The organism is Phascolarctobacterium faecium DSM 14760 (assembly GCF_003269275.1).
In the GTDB taxonomy this organism is placed as follows: Bacteria; Bacillota; Negativicutes; order Acidaminococcales; family Acidaminococcaceae; genus Phascolarctobacterium; species Phascolarctobacterium faecium.
The window spans coordinates 78,671-95,339 of record NZ_QLTS01000001.1 but is presented as its reverse complement, the minus strand read 5'-3'; the positions used below and the strand labels follow the sequence as shown (position 1 = coordinate 95,339).

The window sequence follows — 16,669 nt, the reverse complement described above, 5'->3', positions numbered from 1 at the left end:
TACATAATATATATACAAAGGACATAAACTATAGACTAATTCATTATAAGAAACTGACACACAAAAAGATTCGTAGGGGGTAGTTTTAGAATTTGGTGTCAGTCGGCACAGTTACATCAAGTGGGTAACTGTGCCGACCCCTTTATTCGGGGTTTTAACGAGTAATTTTACGAATCACTTTGAATAGGATTATCGTTGGAACTACTATTCCCAACAGGAATATCACTGAGTACATCAATAGGTTTATTAAATAATCCAAGTTTAACACCTTCTTCATGGTTTTCAGGATCTTTACAAAATTCTACCATGTTTAACGGATTATTGTCAAAACGTTTTCTTATGGACGCTGGGAGAGCGTCAAATTTCTCCTGAGCGTCGATTAATATATGTTGGGCTACCTGATAGTCTGGGATATCACTAAAATCGCCATAAAGGGGCTTTTTAGCCGTCAGATGGTCTATTACGCCTGTCTGCTCATAACGTTTTAGAATCAAATTAACATCACATTCATTTTTAAATTGTTGTTGAGTAAATGAAGGTGCATAGAATGTTTTACCAGGAACTAATTCCTTTTCATAGTTTTTTCTGAATTCCATATCATTCACCAATGGGGGACTTTTCGCCTACGGCGATTCCACTGTCTACAGGTGCAGACGCTACGCTGATTTCTGCACCTTGCGCCAGCGGCTTTTCATGAGGATGAAACTCAATAGCTTCATGTACTAAAATAGGAGTAGGGTAAGAAGCAAGGCTACCAGTATGTTCATCATATTCACCAAGAGAAAATAAGGCGAAATCATTAGGATATTTATAGATCATAGAATCCATACTTTCAACGGCTCCAGCAAAGGCTCGAACAGCTTCAATTTGAGCGGAAACAGCAATAATAGAACCAAAGAACATAGCTTTACGGTCATAGATAGCATACAATTTTTTCATAATAATTACCTCACATTTCAATAGGTCGAATTAACGACTCAAGTTGTTTATTTTTACATTTTTCTTTAACACCTAAACGGATATAGTCAACAGTTTGGTCAGTTTTAAGAGCTTTTAATTTACGGACTGTTAATACATCTTTAAAGGCAATAGGATCAATTTCATCAAATATTTTGTCATAGTATCGTGGGGGCCTAACTACTAATCCATCTCTAATAACGCATTTATCATTAGGAAATATATCATTTTTATAGCGTAAGAACCATTCGTGCGCGATACCAGGACGCCGACTCATGGTAACGTATTCTGGTTGTCGCCCTTTGTAGTGGGCTTCTTGAGCATCTCCTGTAACCTTTTTAAGGACGTATCTAGCCACATATGCAGCAGATTCAAAAGAAACATCACCAATAGAAGCATAGCCAAAAGGCCAAAGACGTGAGAGACTATCTGATACATATAATTTAAAGCCATTATTCACCTTCCATAACTTTTTATCCTCAAAATCATGATTAAACAATATAGCATGATAGTGGGGACGTTGATTTAAAGAACCATACTCTCCACAGTGAAAGAATCTAATACCTTCTCCGTAACGCTTTCTAAGACGCTTCATAAAATCTTGATAGTGTTTCATCTTAAGCGAACGGTCAGATGGTAAATTTTCATCATTGTAAGTAAGAGTAATAAAACAATTACGTTCATGGAGCGAAGCCTCATGAACGCAACGGACAGCCCATACTCGGGAACGTTCAAGGCGACAACCTACACACTGACCACATGGTATTTTCAATGGCTCACACTCCCGCCAATTAGCGGGAGCAGTGAACACCAAAGAAGACTTGCCAGTCTTAGGATTAACCTTAGAGGAATCACGCCATGCTAACAAAGGATGATAACAAGGCATTTTAATTCACCTAAATTCTGTAACCGCCACGCATTGGACGGGAACGGAGATTTTTGGAACGAGTACGAGAAGCAGTTTTACTAAATAGTTTTCTGGAACGTCTGCGGGACATTTTATGTCTTCGCACAATCATCACTCCTTAAAATTTAAATTGGGTAATACTGGAAACGATAGCGGCTAACAATGCAGATACAAAGGTAGCATACTTTACAAACTTGTCTATATTAATCACCTCCTTATCAATATCCATACATTGGGAAAACATTAGAAAACATTTCACCTAAACGAGCACCTTTTTGACCAACAGAATCATGTCCATTATCACTATCATAAATAGAATAACGAGTGCTTTTCTTTTTATAATCTAAATCCATATTAGCCATCTCTTTTTCAATCTTAGCTATTTGCTTAGCACTAAAACCTGCATTTGTCATAGCATTATGCCAAGAAGCTCCAGCATTAGAAAGAGCAGCATCTCCAGATTTGTAATAATAATCTGCTTGAGCAGCAGTAAGTATTTTACTGTTTTCAATATCCTGCGCTAACTTTAGTCCTTGTTTAGTAAGATACAAGACATTAGCGGCAGAATTAGCAGTATCAACAGCATTTTGTGTTTTAAGACGTTCAACGGTAGCATTGTTAGTACCTACAGTAGAGTTACCAACTTTCACTCTGTTTTCCATATCTTTAAGTTCAAGCTCTTTAAGACGTTTATACTGATAGCTTGATGTAGCTAAGCCAGCGGCAGGATTTTCAGCAGTAGGAGCGGCAACAGAGGGAGCACCAACAGAACCATGAGTAGCACTTAGAATAGGATTTAGACCAGCTTTTTTTAGATCTGCAACTTCCCATTGATGTTGGTTTTGATAGAACTCTTTTTGTCTGTTATAAGCGGCTTTTGCTGAAGAACTATTCATACCGAAGGAAAATAAAGAACCTGCGGCTTGTAAGCCTAAATCACTTCCAAAGCTCATATAATCACCCCTTAGAAGTGGTCAATTAAGCCAGGTACACTATACACAGGCATAGGACGCACACAGTTAAGCTGAATGTAACTATCAAACAAGAAATGAGGTTCGGACGGAACAGCAACAACTCGGTCAATAGGGGGTTCATCTACGATAAATTCAGCATTTAAGACGGGACGTGTTTCAAATTTCTGGCTAAGATGCCAAGCGTCCAAAGGCTGTGCGAAGGTAGAACGGAATTTCCCTGTAATTTTAGAGGGGAAATAACGATATTCTGCAAAACGTTCTTGATAACCAAAAACATCATCATCTGCGGCAGTACCATCTGCATATATCTCCTTATTGAGTACAGCTTGTTCTCCAAGATGTGCAAGGGCAGGCCAATAGAAGTCAAAGCGGGTTTGTCTGCTCCACATTCTGTTTAAACCTTGCTGATAGGTAAGATCGGCACGGACATTAACTAAACCGATAAGATAACCATGTTCAACGAATGATTTTGTAAAACCATGAACACGGCTACCAACAAGACCATAAGCGGCAAGATTGCCCTGGGGAGTGGTGTTATCTGTCGAAGACGTTTGCTGTACAGGGTTTATAACGACAGGTGAGGAGGAACCGCCGAGATATTCAGGACGCTGTAAGCGAGCGTCAGGAGAGACAACACCAAAGTGAGCAGTAAGCATTTCCGTGTAACGAGTACCGCCACGAGCATCACGCTCATACAATCGTTGTACTTGGAAAGCCATACGGAAAGAATTAATTGTTACGGCAGTAGCAGTAGAAAGGTCAGCAACTAAACCGCCTGCAGGCAATGAAGCCAAAGGATTATAAATATTAACTGATGCACCTTCAAAATTTCCTAGTCCACCAATTTGGGAAGAATCAAGACGAGGAACAATCCCATGACCTTGCTGGTCCGTATCCCAATAAGTAGCAGGATAAGGTTGTTGGTTAATATTAAAAGTCAAAGGAATAGGCGCATTAACATCATAATCATCTGCAAATTTAACATCTGCTAAACCACCTACAGGTAATTCAACTCCAGGCCCTTTTTGTGGCCAAGGCAAGCAGGAAGTAAAATAATCATGACGTTTGCCACGTCTAAGAAGTTGATAATCCATAACATCATCAGTACCATCATCTTTAGGAACATCAACAGAATCCTGTAAATTTTCATCTCTGAACCATTCGTTCCAGATAAGATTATAGGCTCGGAAAGGCATAGAATTGATATTAGATAATGAAACACCTGTAGGAATACCAAAGTAATCGCCTAAAGTACCAACATCAAAAGTCGTATTATCGGCTAATGTAGGGATTAAATAATCGGTACTATCTCCGGGGTTATCTTGTGCACCGTTAAAGCGTTCCCAGTTTTCCCAGAGTAAGCGACATGGAACAAAGAAAAAGAATGTATCCATGAACAGATTATCCATGAAGGGAACTATAGGAGTTGCCAAACGTGCAAACAAAGTAGCTCGACAGTTAAACGTATCACCGGGAAGCACTTCATCGACAAAGAAAGGAACTAAATAGCCAGCATCAAAAGTTGTCTTATGACCATGAGAACGATTAAAGCTTGACCGTTGTATTTCAGCACGAGGAACACGGCTAAAATTATGGGACATTACTGATTTCAAAATATCACTCCTTTACGTCAAAATAATTATTATGGGAATTTGCTTGTATATAGTCGCCACAATGATTATCAGAATTTCATTTTACATAATATATATTATCGGACGTAAAGTGAAAATTGATAAATTTCGTTGTAGATAGTTGTTGAAGAATAATTTCATTAAACGAACAATTGCAAACAGATGTTTTGACATTCTTACCTGTTCCTGATATAATAGAAACAATTAGAATAGAAATAAATGAACTTACTATCTTTAGAAATTTTTTGAGTATATGATGATTGGAATTGGAGGCTGGTTTTATGGCAAGAAGAGCACGTTTCAGCGATTTTGATGGAGTTATTACAGAGGAAATGCTTTCCGATCGGCAAAGAGCTATTTTAGATTTCATTCGTGAGCACGTTTATGCTAAGGGATATCCTCCTGCAGTACGTGAAATTGGTAAGGCAGTGGGTTTATCTTCAAGTGCCAGCGTACACACTCATCTGCATAAATTAGAAGAATATGGTTTTTTGCAAAGAGATCCAGCCAAACCACGCGCTATAGAATTGATCCAAGACAGCAGCTGGCGGCAGAAAACGGTCGTTCCTGTTCCTTTGGTTGGCAAAGTCACTGCAGGGCAACCTATTCTGGCAGTTGAAAATGTTGAGGAGACCTATCCCATTCCACTAGATTTGCTTGGCTGTCAAGAAGATGTTTTTATGTTATCTGTTTCTGGAGATAGTATGATCAAAGCTGGTATACTTGATCATGATTACATTGTTGCCAGAAAGCAAAATTTTGCTAATAACGGAGATATAGTTGTTGCTCTTATTGATGGTGAAGAAACAACAGTTAAGCGTTATTTTCGTGAATTACGTTCAATTCGTCTACAACCAGAAAATGATGCCTATACTCCCATAACAGGTACTGATAATATTCAGGTTCTTGGTAAGGTAATAGCAGTATTCAGAATGCTGTAATGTCTATAATACACCAAAAAAATATCATAAAGACAGCTATATGATGTCATATAGCTGTCTTTATTTTCTGAGATAATTAAAAAGCAGATAAGAGGAACAATAAAAATCCTCTTATCTGCTTTTCTATTGATATAAAATTTGAGTTTTTATTTCTCCCCTACCATTTTTGCAGCTGACATAATTGCAATACGCCCGTGCTCAAAAGTAAGTCCTCCTTGAAAATATACATTATAAGGTTCACGGCAAGGGCCATCAGCACTTAATTCTATTGATGCGCCTTGTACAAAAGTCCCCGCTGCCATAATTATTTCATCTTGATAGCCAGGAATTATTGCAGGAACTGGAACAACATGTGCATCAACTGGTGAATTTTTTTGTATGGCTATACAAAAATTACATAAACGCTCTTTAGTTTCCAAACGAATAGTCTGAATTATATCACTGCGTCTATCATTTGCAGAAGGAGTAACCTGATAACCCAGGCGTGAAAATACTGCAGAAGCAAAAATTGCTGTTTTAACAGCTTGCAAAACTATATGCGGAGCTAAGAATAAGCCCTGGTATAATTCTCTGGCCGTATCTCCAAGTGTAGCCCCCATTTCTCCGCCTAATCCTGGAGCGGTTAATCTATATGACGCAAGTTCTACTAAATCCTTTCGGCCAACAATATAACCACCAGTAGGTGCAAGACCGCCTCCAAGGTTTTTGATAAGAGAACCGGCCATTAGATCAGCTCCAACTTCTGTTGGTTCTTGTTTTTCAATAAATTCACCATAACAGTTGTCAACAAAACAAATAATATCAGGCTTTATTGCTTTTACTGCTTTACAGATCGTTCCTATTTCTTCAATTCTTAACGTTTTACGCACACTACTGTAACCGCATGAACGTTGAATATGTATCATTTTTGTTTTATCCGTAATTGCAGCTGTGATTTTTTCAAGATCAATTTGTGAACCAATCATGGGAATTTCTTTATAGACTACGCCTAAGTCAGTAAGAGAGCCAGGGGTTTTTACAGGTACGCCTATGATAGTCTGCATTGTGTCATATGGAGCTCCTGTAGCAGCGATTACTTCATCGCCTGCTTTCAAAACTCCGAGTAACGCAACGGCTAATGCATGAGTCCCTGAAACAAACTGAGATCGTACCAATGCCGCTTCCGTTTTAAAAATATCAGCATATATTTCATCTAATTTTTCTCTGCCAACATCGGAATAGGCATATCCAGTAGTTGGTTTTAAATAAAAATCTGATACCATATGCTTTCTAAAAGCTTGCATAACCTTTTCTGTATTATACAAAGCTGCTTCTTCATAGCTTTCAGCAGCATGTAATACTTCTAATAATGCTTCCTCTTCTATTTTTTTAAAATCAGTCATTTACGTATAGTCCTCATATTATAAATTTTTCGAAATCCTCTAACTGTTCTGATGCCAGACGTACCTTCATAAAAGTACCGTTTTCTTTATATTCTTGTTCTAAAACAGTACCTATAGTATGTAGTTTAGCAGCTTTTTCAGATTCTGTATATGGAATAAGCAGAGTGACTTCTATAGATTTTAATTTCAGATTTTCTGAAATCAGAGCAAGGAGTTCTTCGATACCAATACCACTCTTAGCCGATATACAAACACTATTTTCTTGCTGTGCTAAACGCTGTGCCAAAGCATTTTCAGAGGGAAGTTTATCTATTTTATTGTAAACGGTGAGTATTGTTTTATTTTGTGCACCTATTTGTTCTAAAACCTTATAAACAGCATCACTTTGTTCCTGATATAATTCATGGCTCACGTCAATGACATGCAGCAATAAATCTGCCTCAGCAACTTCTTCTAAAGTAGATCTGAATGCTGCAACTAATTGATGAGGCAAACGTTGTATAAAACCAACAGTATCAGTAAGTATTGCTTCGTGCTTGTCTGGTAATATTAACTGACGTGTAGTAGGATCAAGAGTTGCAAACAATTGATCTTTCGCATAAATATCAGACTGTGTTAATAAATTTAGTAATGTAGATTTACCTGCATTAGTATAACCAACAAGACTTATTGAAGGAACTTGGTTTTTGGCGCGCTTAATCCTATGTAAAGTCCGGACAGCGCGAACTTTTTCTATGGAGTCTTTGATAAAAGCTATACGATCGCGAATACGCCGTCTATCAACTTCTAATTTTGTTTCGCCAGGACCGCGGGTACCAATACCGCCGCCTAAACGTGATAAAATAAGTCCTTTACCCATAATTCGCGGTAGATTATATTGCAGCTGTGCTAATTCTACTTGTAATTTTCCTTCATTAGTACGAGCCCGCTGGGCAAAAATATCCAAAATTAAAGCTGTTCTATCAAGAATACGAACACCCATTACCTGTTCTATATTTCTTTGCTGCGCCGGTGTCAGTTCATCATCAAAAATGCACAGATCAATATTTTCCTGTTGTGCATGCAAGGCCAGCTCCTGTACTTTTCCTTTTCCTATAAAAAATGCCGGATCCGGTTTAGCACGACGTTGAATAAAACGGTTCACTACTACAGCACCTGCTGTATCCGCAAGCTGCTTTAACTCTTCAAGCGAATCTTCAGCAGTCCAACCGCCTTTTATCTGTCCCCAGTCCATACCAACTAAAATGGTTTTCTCTGCTGCTACTGCTAAACTGGAACTACTTGTTTGCTTGTCTAAAATCCGCTCTATTGTATTGATTACATTAAGAAAATTAATAGCTTCTGCTTCTTCCAGAGAAAAAGGTCCATATTCATCGCAGATAAACTGTTCTTCTTTGTCAAGCCCAACTATCATGCCAAAAGAAATTATGGACTGCGTGTAATCAGGTGCGGTAACACCTATTGTAACCATGGCATCGAATTTATTATTTTTTAACGCTGAAAAATCAACTCCACTCAACACTGGATTACCATTTGGATGAGTGTGGACACAACGGATTCCACTTAATCTGCCAATACCTCTGCGACCTTCTACTGCTGGCAGTTCTACACTGTCATTACCACCGATTACAATATTAGTTATTTGCCCGCTTCTAGAAATATAAAGAGAGATTTCTCTGTTTATAAATTCTGTAATATCAGCTAATTTTAAAGCTAATTCCGCAGAAATGAGCTGCCCTAAAGGCACTTGTACATCGTACAAAGCAATTAATTCATTCAAAACAGAATCCCGTATTCCTTTTTTGTTACCTAAAATTTCACGCATGATTTACACCTTAAAGAGCAGACATGGTATTTTACCATATCTGCTCTTCCTTTTCTTACAATTACTGACGAACGCGTGCCGGCTCGACATTTATTTTATAGCCTTTAATCGTGTTTTTGTGCATTACACCCAAAACTTTTTCGGCCATATCTTCTGGGACTTCTACAAAGGTAAACTTGTCATAAATATTGATCAAACCTACTTCTTTGGCAGGAATATCAGCTTCAATAGCAATAGTTCGAACTATATCCTGAACAGTAACTTTTTGGCTGCGTCCAATATTCATGAAAAGACGAACCATGCCAGGACGACCACCAGTATTACTTAAATCTTTCGCCAGAATATCTTCAGGCGAAGCTTCTAAAGCTTTATTACCTTCCTGCATCAGTTTTAACGCAGCAGCAACCACATCTTCAGCATCATATTCTTTTAATAAGCTTGCTGCAATAGGCATATAATCATGATAGTTAGACTGATCCAGCACACTCTGCATTTTGGAAACGATCATTTCACGCTGACGCTCAATAACATTGGCTGTAGTCGGTAATTGACGACGTGTTATTTTGGTTTTAGTAGTGCGTTCGATAAGTTTCAACTGACGGAATTCACGCGGCGTAATAAAGGTCATAGCAACACCAGTATTACCTGCACGGCCGGTACGTCCAATACGATGAACATAGCTTTCCGGATCCTGAGGAATATCAAAATTGATAACATGAGTAATATTATCAATATCTATGCCGCGGGCAGCGACGTCCGTAGCGATAAGAATATCAGCTGTTCCGTCACGGAATTTCTTCATAACACGATCACGTTGAGTTTGGCTTAAATCGCCATGTAAACCTTCAGCCATATAACCGCGGCTTCCCAATGCAATAGCCAGATCATCAACACCTTTTTTAGTGCGGCAGAAAATAATCAGCTTACCATCTATTTCTGCATCAAGCAAACGACATAAACCTTCGATCTTATCCTTAGTTTCAAAATAATATTGATCGATAAGCGGAACTGTGAGTTCCTCTTTGCTGATCGTAACATTTTTAGGAGCCTTCATATATTTTTTTGTGAGGCTTAGGATCGGTCTTGGCATAGTTGCTGAAAACAACAAGGTTTGACGTTCTGCAGGAAGATTTTTCATAATTTCTTCCATATCGTCTACAAAGCCCATATCCAACATTTCATCAGCTTCATCCAGGACTAAAAATTTAATATGATCAAGTTTGATAGTTTTACGGTTTATATGATCAATCAAACGGCCTGGAGTACCAATAACTATTTGCACGCCGCTGCGTAAAGCTCTGATCTGACGGTCGATAGGCTGTCCGCCATAAACAGGTAATGCTTTAATTTTAGAAGTACGTCCAATTTTACCAATCTCTTCTGCAACCTGGATTGCCAGTTCACGGGTTGGAGTCATAATCAGAGCTTGAATATGGCGATGATCGGTAATACTTTGTACGACCGGAATACCAAAGGCGGCTGTTTTACCAGTACCAGTTTGTGCCTGACCTATAACATCGCTACCCTCTAGTACTAAAGGAATAGTTTGCTCCTGGATCGGAGACGGTTCTTCAAAACCCATAGCTGTTAAAGATGCTACGATTTTTTTATCCAGCAGTAAGCTGCCGAACATTTCTTGTACATTAGTTGTCATTGTTTAAATTTCCTCATTTCTTCTTGCTTTTATTTTATCTATCACCATAGAAATAGCCGTTAACGCACTACGCAGTTTATTTTCAGTTCTGGTTCCGCCGAAAAGATGTTTCACACAATGTACGTCATTGCCATCAGCTACAGCCATATAAACTAAGCCTACAGGTTTTTCTTCTGTGGCACCACCAGGACCTGCAATACCAGTGATACCTACACCATAAGTTGTTCCAAAAAGATCTCTCACTCCGGACGCCATCTCACAGGCAACCTGTTCGCTGACAGCGCCGTATTTTTCTAAATTTTCCGCAGATACGTTGACCAGTTTTTGTTTGGCCATATTGCTGTAAGTCACAACACTGCCCAAAAGATATTCACTGCTGCCAGGAATATCAGTGATCATGCTGCTGGCTAAACCTCCTGTGCAGGATTCCGCAAAGGCAATCGTACTACCGCTTTTTAATAGTTCCTGACCAAGATATTCTGCTAAAGAAGCATCATCAACGCCATAAATAAATTTACTTAACCGTTCATAGATTTGTGCTTCTGTGCCGGAAATCAAGGCTTTGGCTTCTTCAACATCGGACGCTTTAGCTGTAATACGAACAATAATTTCACCGCGACGAGCATAAATGGCAATGGTAGGATTACTTTGTGAAGTGATAATATCATCAAGCTGCGCTGCAACAGATGATTCTCCAATGCCACGCATTTTTAAAATACGCGAATAGATTATACCTTGTTGAGCATAACGCTGCATAAGTAACGGTAAAAAGCGCTGTTCACATACGTAATTTAATTCTGACGGAGGTCCAGGCAGCAAAACAATTAGCTTGCCATTATGTTCTAATACCAAACCCGGCGCAGTTCCAACTTCGTTGATTAAAATTTCTGCACCTAAAGGAACCATTGCCTGTTTATCATTATTAGATGACATACAAAGACCTTTTTTAACAAAAAAACTATTAATCCTATCCCATGTATCTAAATCCAGATACATTTCCAGTCCCAGCATATCAGCAATAACTTCTTTAGTGATATCGCCTCTTGTAGGGCCAAGACCACCTGTAGTAATAACGATATCCGCTCTTTCTAAAGCAATTTCTAAAACGCTTCTAAGCCTGGTCTCATTATCGCCAACAGTCGTCTGATAAAGCACATCATAGCCTAGTTTATTTAATTGTCGTGATAAGTACTGAAAATTAGTATTAAGTATTTCTCCCAACAGCAGCTCAGTACCTGTATTTACAACTTCAACGATCATTTGTTTTGCCCCCTTGCTGGCAAATTAAATTCTCTCTCCTACCATTTCGTAGGTGAAACCCTGTAAAATTTTTACTTTAATAAACTCACCTGCTTGAACACTTCCTGCGTTTTCGACAAAAATACTGCCATCAATATTAGGAGCTTCTTTATATGAACGACCAAAAACAAGATCAGGGTTTTCCTCATCGCAACCTTCAACAAGTACTTCTAAAATCATATCTTCCATATTATGATGCATATCTTCTGATATTTGTGCCTGCAAAGACATTAATTCATGAAAACGTTCTTCCTTGATTTGCGTATCTATCTGTTCTGGCAAATCAGCTGCTACAGTTCCCTCTTCTTGGGAATAAGAGAACACACCGGCATTGTCGAAACGCTGTGCTTCAACAAAAGCTTTTAATTCTTGGAAATCAGCTTCTGTTTCTCCAGGAAAACCGACAATAAACGTAGTTCTGATAGTAATACCTGGTATACGCTGCCGTAATTTGTTCAGCAATGCCTCAACTTCTGATTTAGTATCATAGCGATTCATGCTGCTTAGCAATCTATCGCTGGCATGCTGAAGCGGAAGATCCACATATTTGCAAACCTTATCCAAGCTGGCAAAAGCTTCAATCAAATCGTCAGTAAAATTATTTGGATAACAATACATGACCCGGATCCATTTAAGGCCTTCCAGTTTATTAAGTTCAGACAAGAGCTCCGGCAGGCGCAGTTTACCGTAAAGATCTTCACCGTATCTGGTGGTATCCTGTGCAACAACTATCAGCTCTTTAACACCCTTATCAACTAATGCTTTGGCTTCGCCAAGCACTTGTTCAAACGGTTTGCTGACATAAGGTCCACGTAATTTGGGGATGATACAGTAAGAGCAGCAATTATCACAGCCTTCGGCAATTTTTAAATATGCCATATAATCAGGAGTTGTTAAAATACGCGGTGCCGGGATTGGCGGCGCCAGTTCTGCTTTTTTCAGAGACTCCAGCATAATGAACCGCTCTCCCTGAGTGACCCTTTGGATAACATAAGCAATATCTTCATAGCATTCAGTACCTATAACGGCATCTGCTTCAGGAATATTTTCTAAAAGTTCTTCTGCATAACGCTGCCCTAAGCAGCCGGTAATAATCAAATATTTACAGGTCCCTGTTGTTTTATACTCCCCCATTTGTAAAATAGTATTAATAGATTCTTCTTTGGCAGATTCTATAAAACCACAGGTATTTATAATAATCAAATCTGCTTCTGCAGGATCGTTAGTAATTGTTATCTGCTGTTCATGAATCAATCCCAACATTGTTTCAGAATCAACGAGATTCTTAGGACAGCCGAGACTTACTAAGCCTATTTTCACGTTTGTTCCTCCATCTATTTTACTGCAAATCTAGCCGACTGCAGCCATTTATTTGTTAAAATCTCCTGTTGTACCAGAGTATTATAAGCCGTATTAAGCCATAATTTTTCAGGCTGCTCAATATGATTGCCATTTAAACCATTGGATAGTAAAAACATATAACCTGTATTTTGCTCCAACGCAACTTTCTGCGGTGCCGATGACATTAAAAGCCAGTCTCTGAACATTTGTGCATCCTCATATTTTTTAGAAGCAGCATCAACGGCTACCCCATATAAGCTTACAGGAGTCCCTTCACTGGGAAAGACGATATATGCAGGAAAATCATTTTCCAAATATTTGAATACGTAGCTGCGCCGAGTAATAGCCAAGTCTGCATCACCAACAGTGGTCAGGCGAATTGGTGTGAAAGGAAAGCGGGAATATTGAGGAATTTGTCTGTTAAGACCTCTGAAATATGCCAGGCTTTTTTCCTCGCCTCGAACACTTGCAAAAGCAGCTAAAAAGTTACGCGTATTTGCCGAATCGGAAAGATTTTCCATAGCCACACGCACATTTTGAAGCTTAATGATATCCTGCCAACTCAAAATATTTTCCTGACCGTATTTTCTGGCATAACTTTGATTAACCAAAAAAACTACAGGGTCATAAAAGACACCGAACCATTGACTTTGTTCATCTTTAAAAACAGACGGTAATAAATCTCCAGCCTCACTTAAAATGGCATATAAACGCTGCTGTTTACTTAAAAGCTGCAGCTCATTATGCTCTAATAGATACAAATCAGGTAATTTTCCCTGTTCTCTTTCTTCCGGCAGTAATAGTTTTATCACAGCATTCCGATCAGAGTCATTATTATACTCGCTGATTAAAGCCTGTAGAAAACTGTTATCTAAATTAGAATATAATAATAATTCAGTTTTTCCATGCACCGCTATACTTGTTTCATTTTTGTCAGAATCAAAAATAAACCAGGCTATACATGCAAACATCAGAGCAATGATTAACAGTATTTTTTTTTGAGGCATCTTTAACCTCCTGTTTTACCGCCGTTTGTTAATTTTAGGGTTAAATGCAATTTTGCTGTGTCGTGCTTTTGGATTATGGGAAGAAGATATTTTCAGTAAACATTTCGCATCATCACCAATAAGGTCACCACGATTAGTCTGCTGTAAAGCTTCTTTAACCAACTGACGGTTTTTAGGATTTTTATATTGCATCAGAGCACGCTGCATCGCTTTATCATGAGGATTACGGGCAACAAAAACCTTTTTGCCAGTTTCAGGATTGATACCGGAATAATACATTGCTGTCGATGCGCTTCCTGGAGTTGGAATAAAATCCTGCACCTGTTCAGGCTGATGTCCGATATCCCTCAAAAATTCACTTAACTCAACTGCATCACGCAGAGTACAGCCGGGATGACTGGAGATAAAGTAAGGTACTAAAAACTGTTTGAGGCCTATTTCTTGATTTTTCTTATTAAAAGCACGCATAAATTTTAGATAAACAGATTTACCAGGCTTGCCCATATTAGCTAAGGCATGTTCTGCTACATGCTCTGGAGCAACTTTTAATTGCCCGCTGACATGGTAACGACATAATTCATCTAAGAAACGATCATTTTTGTCTGCCAGCAAATAATCGTAACGGATACCGGAACGAACGAATACTTTCTTTATTCCAGAAAGCGCACGAACTTTTTGAAGCAGTGCTATATAATCGCTGTGGTCAGTATCAAGATTAGGACATGGTTTTGGAAATAGACACTGCCTGTCGCGACAAACTCCTACTTTTAATTGCTTGGCACAGGAAGGATGTCTGAAATTGGCAGTCGGACCGCCAACATCATGTATATACCCCTTAAAATTTGGCAATTCAGTGATTTTTTTTGCTTCACGAATGATAGATTCATGACTGCGTGTCTGGATTATTCTTCCCTGATGAGAATGAATAGCACAGAAAGAACAACTGCCAAAACAGCCACGGCAACTGATCACACTAAACTGTACCTCTTCTATTGCAGGCACTCCTCCGTATTTTTCGTAAGACGGATGATAAGTACGCACATAATCCAAATCATAAATAGCATCCATTTCTTCCTGTGACAAAGGAAATGGCACTTGATTTTGAACAACGAATTTTTTGCCGTTCTTTTGGACAACAATCTTCCCGGAAAATGGATCAAGTTCTTTACTTTGTAGGTTATAAGCTTTAGCAAACGCTTCCCTATCTTTTAATATATCTTCTAATGAAGGTAATTCAATAAATTCATCTAACGCTTGCAAATCATCTGCTAAATAAGCTGTACCCCGCACATAATGGATATCTTCGATAATAGCTCCGCCAGCTAAATAGTCAGCAATTTCAACGATCTGCTTTTCACCCATACCATATATCAAAAGGTCGGCATTGCTTTCGACTAAGATGGAAGGCAAAATTTTATTTTCCCAATAATCAAAATGCGCAAATCTGCGCAAACTGGCTTCAATGCCTCCGATAATAACCGGCATTTCCGGCCATAAGCGTTTTATTTGCTGCGCGTAAACTACAGTAGCATGATCAGGGCGCTTCCCCATCTCGCCACCAGGTGTATATGCATCTTTTTTTCTTGGTTTTTTAGCCGCAGTATAGTGGCAAAGCATCGAATCAAGATTTCCACCTGAAATAAGCACTGCCAGACGAGGCTTGCCCAGCACCTCAAAATTTTTCAGCTTGCGCCAATCTGGCTGACACAACAGTGCGACTTTATAACCCTGCGCTTCTAATACACGACAAATAACAGCCGGTCCAAAAGAAGGATGATCAACATAGGCATCGCCGCTGATAAACAAAAAATCTATTTGTTCCCAACCACGAGCATTGATATCTTCCTGGGAAATCGGCAAAAATTCTTTCATTAGGATTTATGGCCTCCGATATTATTTCTTATATTCTTTAATGACAACTCCATCAACTTTTTCAGCTGGAGCAGGCTTTCCGTTAACAGCAATCTGCATTGCCTTGATGTTGCCATATTTTACAATAATTTTTTTATCAGCAGAGAAGTTTTTTTCCTGATTGCTTACTAAAGTTCCTTCAAAAACTTTTTCTCCATCTACAGTAACTTCTACCCAGCATCTGTCATTACAAAACATATAGAGATTTAGATTGTTTTTATCAGGAACAGCTTGCTGCTTCTGCTGTACTTGCTTATTGTCAGCAGGCGTTTTCTGTGCTTTAGCAGCAGCCGCTTGTTCAGCGCGTTCTTTGGCTTTTTTTGCATCTGCTTCTATTTTTGCTTTTTCCTGCTCAGGTATTTCATTGCTTTTGGCAGTATCATCACTTAAAGCTGATTGTTTTGGTGTCACAATATTTTCCGGCTGATCACTGCTGCTGAATAAGAAAATATAACCGGCAGCAGCAATTATAACTAACAACACAAATGACAGCAGATAAGTAAAAATATTCGAAGAATTTTTTTGCGGTTTTAGATGAGGAGCAACACTTATTTTAGAAGTTGTACGGATTTCAGCAGGTTTTATTTCTTCTGGATCAACACCTGCACAAGCAGCTTTGTAAAGCGTAACTAATTCTGGACCGTTGAGCCCCAGATAATTACCATAGGTGCGTATTATTCCTTTAGTAAAAACATCACCTGGAATTTTAGCGTAGTCACCTGTTTCAATAGCCGCTAGATAGATTTTTCGGATACTGGTAGCTTCTTCTACCTGCTCTAAAGAAAGTCCTTTATCAAGTCTGGTATTTTTTAGAATTTCTCCTATATTATCCATAAGCTT

The 16,669-nt window shown here is 38.7% G+C and carries 14 protein-coding genes; 1 reads left to right on the top strand and 13 read right to left on the bottom strand.

Features of this window, described 5'->3' with window-relative positions:
- Window positions 1-167: 167 nt before the first annotated feature.
- The 5 genes from C8D73_RS00415 to C8D73_RS00390 form a co-directional block, all read right to left on the bottom strand.
- Entirely contained in the window at window positions 168-596 is a 429-nt protein-coding gene (locus C8D73_RS00415; RefSeq protein ID WP_113076976.1) for a scaffolding protein, read from the bottom strand.
- A gap of 1 nt (window position 597) precedes the next feature.
- Window positions 598-939, bottom strand: a complete 342-nt coding sequence (locus tag C8D73_RS00410; protein WP_113076975.1) for a phage ORF5 protein — start codon at window positions 937-939, stop codon at window positions 598-600.
- A 10-nt stretch (window positions 940-949) separates the two neighbouring features.
- Complete coding sequence (locus tag C8D73_RS11265) at window positions 950-1,729, bottom strand: rolling circle replication-associated protein (protein WP_211305753.1); 780 nt, start codon at window positions 1,727-1,729, stop codon at window positions 950-952.
- 353 nt (window positions 1,730-2,082) lie between these two features.
- Window positions 2,083-2,817 carry a hypothetical protein gene (locus C8D73_RS00395; RefSeq protein WP_113076973.1) on the bottom strand — a complete coding sequence of 245 codons (735 nt, stop codon included), beginning with the start codon at window positions 2,815-2,817 and terminating at the stop codon, window positions 2,083-2,085.
- Window positions 2,818-2,828: 11 nt separating this feature from the next.
- Complete coding sequence (locus C8D73_RS00390; RefSeq protein WP_113077346.1) at window positions 2,829-4,439, bottom strand: major capsid protein; 1,611 nt, start codon at window positions 4,437-4,439, stop codon at window positions 2,829-2,831.
- Between the two features lie 311 nt (window positions 4,440-4,750).
- Between C8D73_RS00390 and lexA the strand changes: the two genes are divergently transcribed.
- On the top strand, window positions 4,751-5,410 hold the full coding sequence (gene lexA / locus C8D73_RS00385) for a transcriptional repressor LexA (RefSeq protein ID WP_346265856.1): 660 nt from the start codon (window positions 4,751-4,753) through the stop codon (window positions 5,408-5,410).
- A gap of 146 nt (window positions 5,411-5,556) precedes the next feature.
- On the opposite strand, the gene C8D73_RS00380 is transcribed toward lexA, so the two are convergent.
- From C8D73_RS00380 to C8D73_RS00345, 8 genes are all read right to left on the bottom strand, one after another.
- Complete coding sequence (locus C8D73_RS00380; protein ID WP_113076972.1) at window positions 5,557-6,792, bottom strand: methionine gamma-lyase family protein; 1,236 nt, start codon at window positions 6,790-6,792, stop codon at window positions 5,557-5,559.
- Between the two features lie 13 nt (window positions 6,793-6,805).
- Window positions 6,806-8,617, bottom strand: a complete 1,812-nt coding sequence (gene hflX, locus C8D73_RS00375) for a GTPase HflX (protein WP_021718503.1) — start codon at window positions 8,615-8,617, stop codon at window positions 6,806-6,808.
- A gap of 61 nt (window positions 8,618-8,678) precedes the next feature.
- Window positions 8,679-10,271 carry a DEAD/DEAH box helicase gene (locus tag C8D73_RS00370; protein WP_113076971.1) on the bottom strand — a complete coding sequence of 531 codons (1,593 nt, stop codon included), beginning with the start codon at window positions 10,269-10,271 and terminating at the stop codon, window positions 8,679-8,681.
- 3 nt (window positions 10,272-10,274) lie between these two features.
- On the bottom strand, window positions 10,275-11,531 hold the full coding sequence (locus C8D73_RS00365; protein ID WP_021718505.1) for a competence/damage-inducible protein A: 1,257 nt from the start codon (window positions 11,529-11,531) through the stop codon (window positions 10,275-10,277).
- A 24-nt stretch (window positions 11,532-11,555) separates the two neighbouring features.
- Window positions 11,556-12,890 carry a 30S ribosomal protein S12 methylthiotransferase RimO gene (gene rimO, locus C8D73_RS00360; RefSeq protein ID WP_021718506.1) on the bottom strand — a complete coding sequence of 445 codons (1,335 nt, stop codon included), beginning with the start codon at window positions 12,888-12,890 and terminating at the stop codon, window positions 11,556-11,558.
- A 14-nt stretch (window positions 12,891-12,904) separates the two neighbouring features.
- On the bottom strand, window positions 12,905-13,918 hold the full coding sequence (locus C8D73_RS00355) for an ABC transporter substrate-binding protein (RefSeq protein WP_021718507.1): 1,014 nt from the start codon (window positions 13,916-13,918) through the stop codon (window positions 12,905-12,907).
- Window positions 13,919-13,933: 15 nt separating this feature from the next.
- Window positions 13,934-15,790 (bottom strand): YgiQ family radical SAM protein, encoded by a 1,857-nt coding sequence (locus tag C8D73_RS00350; protein WP_113076970.1) that lies wholly within the window; start codon window positions 15,788-15,790, stop codon window positions 13,934-13,936.
- Window positions 15,791-15,811: 21 nt separating this feature from the next.
- The gene (locus C8D73_RS00345; RefSeq protein WP_021718509.1) at window positions 15,812-16,663 is read right to left on the bottom strand and encodes a helix-turn-helix domain-containing protein; all 852 of its coding nucleotides are present in this window, start codon (window positions 16,661-16,663) and stop codon (window positions 15,812-15,814) included.
- Window positions 16,664-16,669 lie beyond the last annotated feature (6 nt).

Bases quoted from the DNA above. Each gene is read 5' to 3' on its own strand.
- C8D73_RS00415 (WP_113076976.1), bottom strand. From the start codon at position 596: ATGGAATTCAGAAAAAACTATGAAAAGGAATTAGTTCCTGGTAAAACA.
- C8D73_RS00410 (WP_113076975.1), bottom strand. From the start codon at position 939: ATGAAAAAATTGTATGCTATCTATGACCGTAAAGCTATGTTCTTTGGT.
- C8D73_RS00395 (WP_113076973.1), bottom strand. From the start codon at position 2,817: ATGAGCTTTGGAAGTGATTTAGGCTTACAAGCCGCAGGTTCTTTATTT.
- C8D73_RS00390 (WP_113077346.1), bottom strand. From the start codon at position 4,439: ATGTCCCATAATTTTAGCCGTGTTCCTCGTGCTGAAATACAACGGTCA.
- lexA (WP_346265856.1), top strand. From the start codon at position 4,751: ATGGCAAGAAGAGCACGTTTCAGCGATTTTGATGGAGTTATTACAGAG.
- C8D73_RS00380 (WP_113076972.1), bottom strand. From the start codon at position 6,792: ATGACTGATTTTAAAAAAATAGAAGAGGAAGCATTATTAGAAGTATTA.
- hflX (WP_021718503.1), bottom strand. From the start codon at position 8,617: ATGCGTGAAATTTTAGGTAACAAAAAAGGAATACGGGATTCTGTTTTG.
- C8D73_RS00370 (WP_113076971.1), bottom strand. From the start codon at position 10,271: ATGACAACTAATGTACAAGAAATGTTCGGCAGCTTACTGCTGGATAAA.
- C8D73_RS00365 (WP_021718505.1), bottom strand. From the start codon at position 11,531: ATGATCGTTGAAGTTGTAAATACAGGTACTGAGCTGCTGTTGGGAGAA.
- C8D73_RS00355 (WP_021718507.1), bottom strand. From the start codon at position 13,918: ATGCCTCAAAAAAAAATACTGTTAATCATTGCTCTGATGTTTGCATGT.
- C8D73_RS00350 (WP_113076970.1), bottom strand. From the start codon at position 15,790: ATGAAAGAATTTTTGCCGATTTCCCAGGAAGATATCAATGCTCGTGGT.
- C8D73_RS00345 (WP_021718509.1), bottom strand. From the start codon at position 16,663: ATGGATAATATAGGAGAAATTCTAAAAAATACCAGACTTGATAAAGGA.